This window comes from Pseudooceanicola marinus (assembly GCF_020177265.1).
Lineage (GTDB): Bacteria > Pseudomonadota > Alphaproteobacteria > Rhodobacterales > Rhodobacteraceae > Pseudooceanicola > Pseudooceanicola marinus_A.
On record NZ_JAIVMC010000004.1, the window covers coordinates 356,526 to 370,112 of the forward strand.

Below are 13,587 nucleotides of genomic sequence, written 5' to 3' on the forward strand. Positions count from 1 at the left end.
GATGTATGTCAGTGAAATCCCCGCCCTGCGCGACTACTGGTATCCGGTGGCCTACAGCAGCGATCTGACCGACGCGCCCCGCGCCGTGCGCCTGCTGTCCGACAACTACGTCATCTGGCGCGGCGAGGGGGGCAAGGTGGCCTGCGCCGTCGACGAATGCCCGCACCGGGCCGCCCGCCTGTCGCAGGGCTGGGTCGAGGGGGGCGACATCATCTGCCCCTACCACGGCTGGGCCTTCAACGGCTCGGGCGCCTGCACGCGCATTCCGCAGAATGACCCGGACAAGCCGATCCCGCCGCGCGCCCGCACCCTGCCGATGCTGGTGGAGGAGAAATACGGGCTGATCTGGGTCTGTGTCGGCATGCCCCGCGAAGACATCCCTTTGTTGCCGGAACTGGAGGAGGGCGGCTTTACCCTGATCCACGAGATGATGGAGGTCTGGGACACCTCGGCGCCGCGGGTCATCGACAACGCACTGGACATCTCCCACGTTGCCTGGACGCACCGCAACACCATCGGTGACAGCAATGCCTCGCAATTCGAGAGCTTCGAGATCTTCCGCGATGGCCACGACCTGTCGGCGCGCATCAGCTATCGCGCCCGGGTAACCGAGGCACTGCGCAAGAATACCGGGCTGACAGGGGACTACACCATCCGGGTCACCAATTCGCAGCTGGTGCAGCCGCTGATGTACAAGGACGTGATGGAATACGAGAACGGGCTGCGCCACGTCCTCTACAAGACCGCCACGCCGGTGGACGACAGCCATACGCTGTTCTGCCAGTTCATCGCCCGCAACGATAACCCGGACGCGGAAAAGGTGGCGGGTATCGTCGCCCTCGACCGTCGCATCCAGTCCGAGGACAAGGAGTTGCTGGCCGGCGTCCGCCCCGAGTTCCCCCTGGACATGCAGACCGAGATGCACACCCGCGCCGACCGGATGACGGTGGAATACCGCAAGATCCTGGCGGAGCTGGCGGCGGAAAACTCGGATGTTACCCCGGATGAGGCCTGGGCTCGCCCCTTCCTGGCCTCCGTCAAGGCTCAGCGGTCCCCGCGCTGAGTCGCATGGCCGCGGCGCACATCCCACGTCACGCCGCGGTCATGCCTTTTCTGACACCTCAGCGATCGCAGTTGATCATCCAGGGCACGCCGAAGCGATCCCGGCAGGTGCCGAACCCCTGGGCCCAGAAATTCGGGGCGAAGGGCAGGATCACCTCGCCCCGGTCCGACAGCCGCAGGAACAGGTGATGGGCGATGCCGGGATCCTCGTCGTCGATCTCGATCGCGAACCCCATGTAGTTGATCGGTGCCTCGGGCCCGTCCCGGTCCGACACCATGATCTCGGCGTAGGAGGAGGTCAGGTGGCCGTGCATCAGCCAGTGATGTTTCTCCCGAGGCAGGGGCGGGGGTTCCGGCATGTCGGCATAGGTCAGCACATGCTCGATCTCACCCCCGAGCACTTCGGCATAGAAATTCAACGCGCTGCGCGCCTGGCCGTTGAAGAACAGGTAAATGGACATCTGAAAAATCCCGGTCTCGTCTCCGCAACGGAGAGAGCCCCCACCAGTGCCCATCATATCACGGATCGGCTTGCGACAAAGCCCCTTGGGTCTTATGAGGCGCAGGAACCTTAGATTGGAGTAACGCCATGGGCTTCAGGATGGGCATCGTGGGGCTGCCGAACGTCGGCAAGTCGACCCTGTTCAACGCGCTGACCAAGACCGCCGCGGCCCAGGCCGCCAACTTCCCCTTCTGCACGATCGAACCGAACGTGGGCGAGGTGAACGTGCCGGACCGCCGTCTGGACGCGCTGGCCGAGATCGCCGGATCGAAACAGATCATCCCCGCGCGGATGACCTTCGTCGACATCGCGGGCCTTGTGAAGGGCGCCAGCCAGGGCGAAGGCCTGGGCAACCAGTTCCTCGCCAACATCCGTGAAACCGATGCCATCGCCCATGTGCTGCGCTGCTTCGAGGATGGCGACATCACCCACGTCGACGGCCGGGTGGACCCGGTGGCCGATGCCGAGGTGATCGAGACCGAGCTGATGCTGTCGGATCTGGAAAGCATCGAGAAGCGCCGCGCCAACCTGGTGCGCAAGCTGAAGGGCAACGACAAGGAAGCGCAGCAGCAGGACCGTCTGCTGGCCGCGGCCCAGGCCGCGCTGGAAGACGGCAAGCCCGCCCGCGTGGTCGAGGTGGACGCAGAGGACCTGAAGGCCTGGAAGGGCCTGCAGCTGCTGACCACCAAACCCGTCCTCTATGTCTGCAACGTGAACGAGGAAGACGCAGCGGCAGGCAACCAGTTCTCACGAGCCGTGGAAGAGATGGCCGCCGCGCAGGGCGCCGGCACCGTGCTGATCTCCGCCCGGATCGAGGAGGAGATCTCCCAGCTCGACGCCGAGGAAGCCGAGATGTTCCTGGGCGAGATGGGCCTGGAGGAAGCGGGCCTCGACCGCCTGATCCGCGCCGGCTACGATCTGCTGCACTTGGAAACCTACTTCACCGTTGGCCCGAAGGAGGCGCGCGCCTGGACGATCAGGCAGGGCACCCTGGCACCCCAGGCCGCCGGCGTCATCCACGGCGATTTCGAGAAGGGCTTCATCCGGGCGGAGACCATCGCCTTTGACGACTACATCGCCTGCAAGGGCGAAAGCGGCGCCAAGGAAGCGGGCAAGATGCGCGCCGAGGGCAAGGCCTACGAGGTGAAGGACGGCGACGTCCTGCATTTCCTCTTCAACACCTGAGGTCCGCTGCCGGCCTGCGCCGCCGCTCCCGCAAGATCACGAGCCGCCCCGTTCCGGGGCGGCTTCGTCGTTTCAGGCCCCTGGCGTCTCTGCCTGGCTCCTGTCCCTGGCCGCTCCCTCCGACAGCTGTCGGCTCCTCTTTTCCGCGCCCGGGACTTTTTGCCAATCGCGGCACTTTCGCCTTGTACTCTCCGGGTTTGCTTGGATATACGCGTCGGCGGAGACGTGGCCGAGTGGTCGAAGGCGCTCCCCTGCTAAGGGAGTAGGCGGGAAACCGTCTCGAGGGTTCGAATCCCTTCGTCTCCGCCATACCTCACAACATTCCAGAGTCGGTGGCGCCGCCCCGGTCGGGCTGTGCCGGGGACTAGGCCCCTCGGTCCTGATCGGTCGTGCTTTCCGCCTGGCTGTGCGCCAGGGCCTGCAGGGCGCGTAGCAGCTTGACCGCAGCCGGGGGCAGTTGGCCCATGCGGCGGCGGTAGATCTGGAAGGTGCGTCGGAAGGTCAGTTCCGGAATCGGCAGGGCGACCAGATCGCCCGCTTCGACCTCCAGCGCGACCAGGCCGCGTGGCATCCAGCACATCTGGCCGCCCTGGACCGTCATGCTTTTCAGCATGTTCACTGAACGTGACAGCACCCCGATCTCCACCGTTTCGACGCCTCGGGCGAAGAACCGGCGTTGCAATTCGCGCGTGATCGGCGTGTCGAGCGGGGGCAGGGCCCAGGGGTGGCCGGCGGCCTCCGGCAGGGGGATCCTGTCGCGGCCCGCGAGCGGGTGGTGGGGCGATGCGAAGACCTCGACCAAGTCGTGCAGGGGATCGGGGCAGGCCAGGGTGATCTCGTCGTCCAGATAGGGTTCGGGAGAGATCGCCAGGTCAACCTCGCCCCGTTTCAGCGCCGTCAGCAGCTTGTCCTCGATCTCTTCGGTGACCTGGGCCTGCAGGCCGGGCTGGTCCGCCAGCAGCGATTGCAGCGCCGTCGCCAGGTGACCCGAGACCACACTGCCGACGCCGCCCACGCGCACCACGCCCTTGCTGGCGCCGCGCAGCGAATCCAGCAGGTCCTCGGCATTGGCCATCTCGGCATCGACGGTGCTGGCGTAGGGCAGGAAGGCCTTGCCGTATACATTCAGCGTCACGCCGGTGGTGGTGCGGTCGAACAGCGGGGCACCCAGATGCGCCTCCAGCCGCCGGATGATCCGGGTCACGGCGGGCTGTGTCAGGTGCATCTCCCGCGCGGCCCGGCCGAAACTGCCGTGTTTCGCGGTGGCGAGGAAGGTCGAAAGCGTGCGCTGATCCCAGGTCATACCGAAACGGTATGGGTATGCGCATAGAATGACAATTCCCTTTGGTGTTTCGGATCTGCGAAGATGTATGCATGAAGAGGAAGACCCCCGGGCTTGTCCGGGGTGGGGAGGAGATATGACCCGATCGGGTTCGGCGCATGGCACGACCGTGCGCGAGGCTGTGTTCCAGCTGCTGCGCCACCATGGCATGACGACGATCTTCGGCAATCCCGGTTCGACCGAGTTGCCGCTGTTCAGCGATCTGCCGGAGGGGTTCCGCTATGTCACCGGGTTGCAGGAATCCATCGTGGTCGCCATGGCGGACGGTCATGCACTGGCCTCCGGTGGGCCGGCTTTCGTGAACCTGCATTCGGCCGCCGGTGTGGGCCATGCCATGGGCAGCATCTATTCGGCCTTTCGCAACCGGGCGCCGGTGGTCATCACCGCCGGTCAGCAGAGCCGCCCGTTGCTGCGCGCCGATCCTTTCCTCTACTCCGAGGCGCCGACCGAGCTGCCGCAGCCCTACGTGAAGTGGGCGATCGAACCTGCACGGGCCGAGGATGTGCCGGCGGCCATTGCGCGGGCCATCCACATGGCCTGCCTGCCGCCCGCCGGGCCGGTCTTCGTGTCGATCCCGCTGGATGACTGGGGGCAGCCCTGCGATCTGCCCGCCCTTCGGGAGGTCACGGGCCGGGCGCAGCCCGACGCGGCTACGCTGGCGGAGATCGCCGCGCAGTTGAACGGGGCCGCCGATCCGGTGTTCGTCGTGGGCGCGGGGCTGGACGCCGACGGCGCCTGGGACGCGGCGGTGGAGCTGGCCGAACACCATCAGGCGGCGGTCTGGGTCGCGCCGCTGTCCTCGCGCTGTTCCTTCCCCGAAAGCCACCCCCTGTTCGCCGGCTTCCTGCCCGCGAACGAGGCGGATATTTCGCGCCTGCTGACCGGGCATGACCTGATCGTCACGCTGGGCGCGCCGGTCTTTACCTATCACTACGAGATGCCGGGGCAGATCCCGCCCGAGGGCGCGACGCTGGTGCAGATCGTCAGCGATCCGAAACAGGCGGCCTCGGCGGTCTGCGGCACCTCGCTGGTCGGCGATCTGGAGCTGTCGTTGCGCGCGTTGCAGGCCGGCGCCGCGACCCCCCGGCCGAAACGCCCCGCACCCCTGCGGGAGATCCAGGCACCGGGGCCCGCGAAGGGAATATCTTCGGCCATGGCGCTGGACGCGCTGCGGCGGCTGCGCCCCGCCGACGGCATCGTGGTGGAGGAGGCGCCCTCGAGCCGCGATGACGTCCACGACCACCTGCCCATCGATCGCGCCGGGGGCTTCTTCGCCACGGCCAGCGGGGGGTTGGGCTATGCGCTGCCCGCCGCCGTGGGGGTGGCAATGGCCAACCCCGGCGAGACGGTTCTTGCAATTCTGGGCGACGGGTCGTCCATGTACTCGGTCCAGGGACTTTGGAGCGCGGTAGAACATGACGCTGACGTGCTTTTCGTCGTGCTCAACAACGGCGGCTATGCCGCGCTGAAGGGCTTTGCCGGTAACAAGGAGGTGGTCGGCTGCGACATCGGTCACCTGTCGCTGGCGGCGCTTGCAGAAGGGCAGGGATGCCCGGCGCAGCAGGTGACGGACCCGGCAAAGCTGGATGGCGTATTGAGCAAAGCATTCGCGGCCGGAGGAGGGCCGCGCCTCGTGGAGGTCATGATCGACCGGGGCTGACCGCCCCGACGCGACCTGCGCGACCAAGACCAAGGCAACACTCTCTAGGAGGAGGAAGAGATGATGCGTTCTGTACTTCTGGCGGCAGCAGCCGCAACCACCATGGCGGCCCCGCTGGCCGCCCAGGACGACCCCGTCAACCTGCGCTTCGGCGTCTGGGTCGGGCCGACCCACCCGCTGATGCAAGGCACCCAGGCCTGGATGGATGCGATCGAGGAGGCCTCTGACGGGTCGATCGAGATCACGCTTTACCCCTCGCGCCAGCTGGGCGCGGCGGTGGACCACTACGACCTGGCCCGTGACGGGATCGCCGACATCACCCTGGTGAACCCCGGCTACAACGCCGGCCGCTTCCCGGTGATTTCCTATGGTGAGCTGCCCTTCCGCTTCAACCACGCGGTGGCGGGCTCTCGCGCTCTGGACCAGTGGTATCGCGCCTATGCCGATCAGGAGATGTCGGAGGTGAAGTTCTGCATGGCCTTCATGCATTCGCCCGGCACGATCCACACCACCAGCCCGGTCAGCGGGCCGGAGGATCTGGACGGGCTGTCGATCCGCCCGGCCAACGGCACCCTGGGCAACTACCTGTCCAGCCTGGGCGCCACCACCATCCAGGCCTCCGCGGCCGAGATGCGCGACCTGCTGACCCGGGGCACCGCCGATGGCACCGCGAGCCCCTACAGCTCGCTGGTGACCTGGGGCATTGCCGATGCCGCGACCCATCACCTGGACATGCCGATGTATGCGGCCAACTTCGTCTACGTGATCTCGCCCATGGCCTGGGACCGGATGAGCGAGGCGCAGCAGGCGGTGATGGACGAGCATTGCTCGACCGACTGGGCCGGCCGCATCGTCGAGCTCTGGGCCGAGGAGGACCTGGAGGAGCGTGCGGTGCTGGAAGAGGACAGCGCGCATACCTTCAGCGCGCCCACCGAGGCGCAGCGTACCGCTTGGCTGGAGGCGGCAGACCCCGCCATCGCGCGCTGGCGCGAGCAGGTCGAGGCGTCCGAAGTGGATGCCGCCGAGGCAGAGGCGGCCATCGAGGCGGCGATTGCCGAGAACGATGCCGGCCTCTGATCGCGTCATGATCCCGGAGGCGGGCCGCATGGCCCGCCTGATCTCGGCCATCGAAATGGTGGCCGGGATTTTCCTCGTGCTGATCGCCGCGTTGACGGTGACCGAGGCGACCCTGCGCTATGCCCTGGGCATGCGCATCCCCGATGCCTACGTCGGCGCCACCGCGCTGCAGGGGATCGCCATCGCATGGGGCATCGCCTGCACCACCTGGACGCGCCGCCACATCACCGTCGATGCCATCTACGAGCTGTCGCCGAGGGCCGTGCAGAAGGCGATGAACGTCTTCTCCTCGGCAGTGACCTTCGCCGCGATGCTGACGCTGATGATCATGCTCTGGCGCAAGACCGCCAGCAGCCTCGAAAGCGGCGAGGTTTCTGCCGACCTGCTGCTGCCGCTCTGGCCGGTGGTTGGGGCCACCGCCGCCGGCATCGCCGCCGCTTCCATCCTGGGCCTGCTGCGCCTGGGCCGTGACATTCTGGACTTCAGGACCCGTTGATGGACCCGACACTGCTTTCCTTCCTGGGCTTTGGTGGCCTGTTCCTGCTGATCATCCTGCGGGTGCCCATCGGGATCGCCATGGGCGTCGTGGGCGTCTGCGGTTTCGCCGCCGTGGTCAACTGGTCCGCCGGGCTGAACCTGCTGGTCAATGCCCCCTACCGGATGATGTCGGACTATTCGCTGAGCGTGGTGCCGATGTTCGTGCTGATGGGGGTCTTCGCCGGGGCCGGGGGCCTCAGCCGCGAGCTGTTCGATGCCTCCAACACCTGGCTGGGGCATGTGCGCGGCGGGCTGGCCACGGCCACCGTGGCGGCCAGCGGCGGCTTTGCGGCGATCAACGGGTCCTCGGTGGCCTGCGCGGCAACCATGACGACCGTCGCCCTGCCGGAGATGCGGCGCGCAGGCTATGCGCCAGGGCTGGCGGCGGGCGTCATTGCCGCAGGCGGCACGCTGGGGTCGATGATCCCGCCCTCTGTCTTCCTGCTGCTTTACGGGATCATCACCGAACAGAACGTGGCCGAGCTGTTCATGGCCGGCGTGATCCCCGGCCTTCTGGGCCTCGGCCTTTACGCGCTGGTGGTGCAGATCATCGCGCGTCGCCGCCCCGACAGCATGCCGCACGGGCGGCGCGCCAGCTGGGGCGAGCGTTTCGCCGCGCTGCGCGGGCTCTGGGCTACGCTGCTGCTGTTCGCGCTGGTGATCGTCGGCATGTACGGCGGTTTCGTCACCGTGACCGAGGCGGCGGGGGTGGGCGCCGTGGGCGCGCTGCTGATCGGCGTGGCGCGCGGCAAGCTGCCGCCGCGGGTGATCCTGCGCTGCCTGGTGGATGCGCTGCAGATCACCGCCGCGATCTTCACCATTGCCGTGGGTGCCACGCTCTTCGGCTATTTCCTGACCGTGACCCAGGTGACCCAGAACCTAACCACCTACCTGACCCAGGTACCGCTGCCCGCCTGGGGCGTGCTGGGCCTGATCCTGCTGGTCTACCTGGCCCTTGGCGCGGTGATGGACGAACTGGCGGTGATCCTGCTGACGGTGCCCATCGTCTTCCCGGCGATGCAGGCGCTCGGCTTCGATCCGATCTGGTTCGGCATCGTCCTGGTCACCACCATCTCCATCGGGTTGATCTCTCCGCCCGTGGGGATGAATGTCTTCGTGATCAATTCGATCGCGCGGGATGTGAAACTGACCGAGATCTACCGCGGCGTGCTGCCCTTCGTAGGCGCCGACCTGGTGCGCATTCTGGCGCTGTGCCTGTTCCCGGCCCTTGCACTCTGGCTGCCGGGCACGATGTAGAGAAATGAACAATTGGTTGATGGAGGAGTGAGACCATGAACGTGCAAAACCCCGGCCTTCGGGCCCCGACGCAGTTCTTCATTGGTGGCAAGTGGGTTGCCCCCAAGGGTGACAAGACGCTGGAGGTGATCTCTCCGGTGACGGAACAGAAGGTGATGGAATATCCCGAGGCCTCGACCGCCGACGTGGATGATGCCGTTGCCGCGGCCCGCGATGCCTTCGACAACGGCCCCTGGCCGCGGATGAGCCCCAAGGAACGCGCGGGCTATCTGCGCAAGGTGGCCGACAACATCGAGGCACGGCTGGACGAAATCGCCTCCAGCTGGACCGGCCAGATGGGCGCGCCGATTTCCCTGACGAAAATCCTGGCGCCGCAGAACGTGACCCTGTTCCGCTACTACGCCGATCTGATCGACAGCAATTCCTACAGCTTCACCGATGAACGCGAACGCGCCGATGGCGGCCGTGTGGTGGTGGCCAAGGAACCCGTGGGCGTCTGCGCCGCGATCACGCCGTGGAACGCGCCGATGGTGCTGCTGACCTACAAGATCGCGGCCGGTCTAGCGGCGGGCTGTACCTTCGTGGCCAAACCCTCGCCCGAAACCCCGCTGGAGGCCTATATCCTGGCCGAGTGCATCGAGGCAGCGGGCCTGCCTGCGGGCGTCTTCAACCTGGTGCCGGCGGCGCGCGAGGTGGGCGATTACCTGGTGCGCCACACCGACGTGGACAAGGTGGCCTTCACCGGCTCCACCGCGGCGGGCAAGCATATCGCGGCGGTCTGTTCCGAACGCCTGGCGCGCGTCTCGCTGGAACTGGGCGGCAAGTCGGCGGCGATCCTGCTGGATGACGCCGATTTCGAGGCCGCGCTACCCTCGCTGATGGTCTACACCATGCCGATCACCGGGCAGGTCTGCTTCTCGCTGACCCGGATCCTGGTGCCGGAAAGCCGCGCGAAGGAGTTCACTGACCTCTTCGTCGGCGCGGTGAAGGGCATCAAGGTGGGCGACCCGGCGGATCCGGCGACCCAGATGGGTCCGCTGGCCATGGGCCGCCAGAAGGAGCGGGTCGAGGGCTACATCAAGGCCGGCCTCGAAGAGGGCGCCAAGATCGCCACGGGCGGCGGCACGCCCGACGGGATGGAGAAAGGCTTCTACTTCGAGCCGACGGTCTTCACCGATGTCACGCCCGAGATGACCATCGCCCGCGAGGAGATCTTCGGCCCCGTGGTGTCGATCATCACCTACAAGGACGATGAGGACGCCATCGCCAAGGCCAATGCCACGGATTACGGCCTGAACGGTGCGATCTACTCCACCGACAGCGAACGCGCCTACCAGATCGCGCGCCGGGTGAAATCGGGCGGCCTGACGATCAACGGCAATATCATCGACCCGACCATGCCCTTCGGCGGCGTGAAGCAGTCGGGCTACGGCCGCGAAGGCGGGATCGAAGGGCTGGACAACTACCTGGAAGGCAAGACCATCCACTTCGCCTGATCCCGGTCGCCAATTTCAAAGACGCCCGCCCCCGAAAGAAAGGGGCGGGCGTTTGCATGTCCGGGGGGCGGCGCCCCTGCTCCATAGGGGCAGCTCAGGCCGCTGCGTCGCCGGCCAGGTAGGCCGCCAGCGCGGCTTCGGTGCCCTCGGCCCAGATCATACGCAGCCAGCGATCAAATGCCTTGGCGAAACGGGGCGCCTTGGCCAGGTCGCCATAGGTCGCGGGCTGGGCCAGCCAGGCGGCGGGCCTGTCGCGCGCGATGAGGGCCGTGGCGCGCAGTTGATCCCAGTGGGGATCGTTGGGGGCGATCTCGCTGCCGTCCTCGCGGGTGCTTGCGCACATCCGCGCCCAGAGCGCCTCGACCAGGGCCAACCCCTCCACCGGGGCGTCCTTGTCCAGCGCGTCGCGCAGGATCGGTAGGACGAAGCCCGCGTGCCGCGATGATCCGTCGAAGGCGACGCGGCGGGTGGTGTCGCGGATCGCGGGGTTGGCGAAACGGGTCTCGATCAGCTGCATGTAGGCCGCGGGCGTCATGCCGGGCACGGGCGCCACATGCGGCACGATCTCGGTGGTTTCGACCCGGCGCCAGAAGGGGGCGATGCGGGAATCGTTCATGCAGTCGTCGATGGTGGCGCAGCCCAGCAGTTCGCCCGCATTGGCCAGCACCTGGTGCCCGGCGTTGAGGATGCGGATCTTCATCGCCTCGTAGTCATGCACCTCTGCGGTGAAGGTCGCGCCGACCTTGTCCCAGGGCGGGCGCCCGGCGCAGAAGGCATCCTCGATCACCCACTGGCGGAAGTTCTCATGCGTCACCGGCGCCGCGTCTTCGATGCCGAAGGCGCGGGCGGCCTCGATCTCCGCCGGGCCGGTGGCGGGGACGATGCAGTCGACCATGGAGTTGGGGAAGGTGCAGGCGCCCTCGATCCAGTCGGCCAGGTCCGGGTCGGACAGGCGCGCCAGGCCGACGACCGCGTCGCGGGTGATGGCGCCGTTGCCGCGCAGGTTGTCGCAGCTTTGCACGGTGAAGGGGCCGTGGCCCGCCGCCCGCCGCAGGCGCAGGGCCGCGACGATGGCGCCGAAGGCCGTGCGGGGCGTTTCCGGGTTGGCCGCGTCATGGGCGATGTCGGGATGGGCCGGGTCGAAGTGCCCGGTCGAGGGGTTCACGAAATAGCCGCCCTCGGTCACCGTCAGCGACACGATGCGGATCGCGGGATCGGCCATCTGGGCGATCAGGGGCGCATTGTCCTCGGCCACGGGCAGGAAGTCGATCATCGCGCCGCAGACCTCGGCGCTGGTGCCCTTGGGGCTCAGCTCGATCAGCGTGGTCAGGCAATCCTGGGCCAGAAGACGCTCGCGCATGGCGGCGTCACCGGGACGGACACCCGCGCCGATGATGGCCCAGTCCTGGGCCAGCCCCTGCTGCATCAGACGGTGCAGATACCAGGCCTGGTGGGCGCGGTGAAAGTTGCCGGTGCCGATATGCACGATGCCGGGGCTGAGGTCGGCCGCGTCATAGCCGGGGCGGGCGATATCCTCGGGCAGGGTGCCAAGCATGGCACGGCCGAGACGGACGGGGTCCTGGGTCATGATGTGGGTCCTTCCTGGCCTCTGCCTCAGTCGATCCGCAGACCCTGGGCGTCGAAGCGGTGGATCAGATCCTCGCGCGGGGCCAGCGACACCCGGTCGCCGTGGCGCAACCCGACCTCGCCGGTGGCGCGCACGGTCACGGTCTCGGCCAGGCCGGTGTCATGCACGTGCAGGAAGGTGTCCGATCCCAGGTGTTCGGCCACGCCCACGGTGCCCGACCACGGCCCGCTGTCGACCACGTCGATATGTTCGGGGCGGATGCCGATGGTATGGGCGTTCTGCGCTGCCGCCACCTCGCCTTCCAGCAGGTTCATCTTCGGCGAGCCGATGAAACCCGCGACGAAGAGGTTGCGGGGGCTGCGGTAAAGCTCCAGCGGCGATCCCACCTGTTCGATGTTGCCGGCGCGCAGCACGACGATCTTGTCGGCCATGGTCATCGCCTCGACCTGGTCGTGGGTGACGTAGATCATCGTCGTCTTCAGCTTGGCGTGCAGCTCGCCGATCTCCATCCGCATGCCGACACGCAGGGCGGCGTCGAGGTTCGACAGCGGTTCATCGAAGAGGAAGGCGGCGGGTTCGCGCACGATGGCGCGGCCGATGGCGACCCGCTGGCGTTGACCGCCCGACAGCTGGCCCGGGCGCCGGTCCAGGTAGTCGGTGAGGTTCAGCGCCTTGGCCGCGGCCTCGATCCGCTTGTCCTGTTCGGCCTTCGGCACGCCTGCCATCTTCATCGGGAAGGCGATGTTGCGGCGCACGGACATATGCGGGTAGAGCGCGTAGCTCTGGAACACCATGGCCAGGCCGCGCCGCGCCGGCGGGGTGGAAGAGGCATCGGTGCCGTCGATGCGGATCGCCCCGGAGGAGATATCCTCCAGCCCCGCGATCAGGCGCAGCAGGGTGGATTTGCCGCAGCCCGATGGCCCGACGAAGACGCAGAACTCTCCGTCCTCGATGGTCAGGTCCAGGGGCGGAATGACCTGGACGTCGCCGAAGGACTTGGTGACTTGCTCGAGCGTGATCTGTCCCATTGAACTGTTCCTTTACTTGACGGCGCCGAAGGTCAGGCCGCGCACGAGTTGTTTCTGGCTGAACCAGCCGAGGATGAGGATGGGGGCGATGGCCATGGTCGAGGCCGCCGAAAGTTTCGCGTAGAAGAGGCCCTCGGGGCTGGAGTAGCTGGCGATGAAGGCCGTCAGCGGGGCGGCATTGGCCGCCGTCAGGTTCAGCGTCCAGAAGGCCTCGTTCCAGGCGAGGATGAAGTTCAGCAGCAGGGTCGAGGCGATTCCGGGCACGGCCATGGGCGTGAGGACATAGAGGATCTCCTCCTTCAGCCCGGCCCCGTCCATGCGCGCGGCCTCCAGGATCTCGCCCGGGATTTCGCGGAAGTAGGTGTAGAGCATCCAGACGATGATCGGCAGGTTGATCAGCATCAGGATCGCCACCAGCGCCGCGCGGCTGTCCAGCAGGCCGAAGCGGATGCAGATCAGGTAGATCGGGTAGAGGACGCCCACGGCGGGCAGCATCTTCGTCGACAGCATCCACAGCAGGATGTCCTTGGTCCGCTTGCTGGGCACGAAGGCCATGGACCAGGCGGCGGGCACGGCGATGATGACGCCGAGGATGGTGGAGCCCCCCGCCAGGATGACCGAGTTCCACAGGAAGCGCATGTAGTCGGAGCGTTCCTGTACCACGCGGTAATTCTCCAGCGTCCAGTCGAAACCGAGGAAGATCGGCGGATCCGCGATCGCCTGGGCCTCGGTCTTGAAGCTGGTGAGGATCGTCCAGAGGATCGGGAAGAAGACCAGCAGACCGATGCCCCAGGCGGCGGCGGTGGCGATGGTCTTGCGGCGGGTCGAGACGGCACGGGCCATGGGCGGGATC

The 13,587-nt window shown here is 67.2% G+C and carries 12 protein-coding genes and 1 tRNA gene; 8 read left to right on the forward strand and 5 right to left on the reverse strand.

Going from position 1 to position 13,587, the window contains the following annotated elements:
• Position 1: 1 nt before the first annotated feature.
• Positions 2-1,063, forward strand: coding sequence for an aromatic ring-hydroxylating oxygenase subunit alpha (locus LC066_RS08805; protein WP_224898052.1), 1,062 nt, complete (start codon positions 2-4; stop codon positions 1,061-1,063).
• Positions 1,064-1,121: 58 nt separating this feature from the next.
• Here the strand turns inward: LC066_RS08805 and LC066_RS08810 are convergent, their stop codons facing one another.
• The gene (locus tag LC066_RS08810) at positions 1,122-1,523 is read right to left on the reverse strand and encodes a VOC family protein (protein ID WP_224898054.1); all 402 of its coding nucleotides are present in this window, start codon (positions 1,521-1,523) and stop codon (positions 1,122-1,124) included.
• A gap of 128 nt (positions 1,524-1,651) precedes the next feature.
• Here LC066_RS08810 and ychF point away from each other — a divergent pair, with 128 nt between their 5' ends.
• Both ychF and LC066_RS08820 read left to right on the forward strand, forming a co-directional pair.
• Positions 1,652-2,749: a redox-regulated ATPase YchF gene (gene ychF / locus LC066_RS08815; protein ID WP_224898056.1), complete on the forward strand. Its 1,098-nt coding sequence runs from the start codon at positions 1,652-1,654 to the stop codon at positions 2,747-2,749.
• Positions 2,750-2,968: 219 nt separating this feature from the next.
• Positions 2,969-3,058 (forward strand) — tRNA-Ser (locus LC066_RS08820).
• Between the two features lie 55 nt (positions 3,059-3,113).
• Here LC066_RS08820 and LC066_RS08825 read toward each other — a convergent pair.
• Entirely contained in the window at positions 3,114-4,052 is a 939-nt protein-coding gene (locus LC066_RS08825; protein ID WP_224898059.1) for a LysR family transcriptional regulator, read from the reverse strand.
• Positions 4,053-4,167: 115 nt separating this feature from the next.
• Between LC066_RS08825 and mdlC the strand changes: the two genes are divergently transcribed.
• The 5 genes from mdlC to LC066_RS08850 are packed head-to-tail and all read left to right on the forward strand — an operon-like array spanning position 4,168 to position 10,118.
• The gene (gene mdlC / locus LC066_RS08830) at positions 4,168-5,751 is read left to right on the forward strand and encodes a benzoylformate decarboxylase (protein ID WP_224898061.1); all 1,584 of its coding nucleotides are present in this window, start codon (positions 4,168-4,170) and stop codon (positions 5,749-5,751) included.
• 60 nt (positions 5,752-5,811) lie between these two features.
• A complete protein-coding gene (locus tag LC066_RS08835) occupies positions 5,812-6,828 on the forward strand; it encodes a TRAP transporter substrate-binding protein (RefSeq protein ID WP_224898063.1) in 1,017 nt (338 codons plus the stop codon).
• Entirely contained in the window at positions 6,815-7,324 is a 510-nt protein-coding gene (locus LC066_RS08840) for a TRAP transporter small permease (protein WP_224898065.1), read from the forward strand. Before LC066_RS08835 ends, LC066_RS08840 begins: the two co-directional genes overlap by 14 nt.
• Positions 7,324-8,622 carry a TRAP transporter large permease gene (locus tag LC066_RS08845; protein WP_222477582.1) on the forward strand — a complete coding sequence of 433 codons (1,299 nt, stop codon included), beginning with the start codon at positions 7,324-7,326 and terminating at the stop codon, positions 8,620-8,622. Before LC066_RS08840 ends, LC066_RS08845 begins: the two co-directional genes overlap by 1 nt.
• Before the next feature lie 35 nt (positions 8,623-8,657).
• Positions 8,658-10,118, forward strand: a complete 1,461-nt coding sequence (locus LC066_RS08850; protein ID WP_224898067.1) for an aldehyde dehydrogenase — start codon at positions 8,658-8,660, stop codon at positions 10,116-10,118.
• Positions 10,119-10,212: 94 nt separating this feature from the next.
• Here the strand turns inward: LC066_RS08850 and LC066_RS08855 are convergent, their stop codons facing one another.
• From LC066_RS08855 to LC066_RS08865, 3 genes are read right to left on the reverse strand one after another with little or no spacing between them, the layout of a single operon-like run.
• The gene (locus LC066_RS08855; RefSeq protein WP_224898069.1) at positions 10,213-11,706 is read right to left on the reverse strand and encodes a mannitol dehydrogenase family protein; all 1,494 of its coding nucleotides are present in this window, start codon (positions 11,704-11,706) and stop codon (positions 10,213-10,215) included.
• 26 nt (positions 11,707-11,732) lie between these two features.
• Entirely contained in the window at positions 11,733-12,734 is a 1,002-nt protein-coding gene (locus LC066_RS08860; RefSeq protein WP_222477588.1) for an ABC transporter ATP-binding protein, read from the reverse strand.
• A 12-nt stretch (positions 12,735-12,746) separates the two neighbouring features.
• A complete protein-coding gene (locus LC066_RS08865) occupies positions 12,747-13,577 on the reverse strand; it encodes a carbohydrate ABC transporter permease (protein ID WP_224898071.1) in 831 nt (276 codons plus the stop codon).
• Between the last annotated feature and the right edge of the window lie 10 nt (positions 13,578-13,587).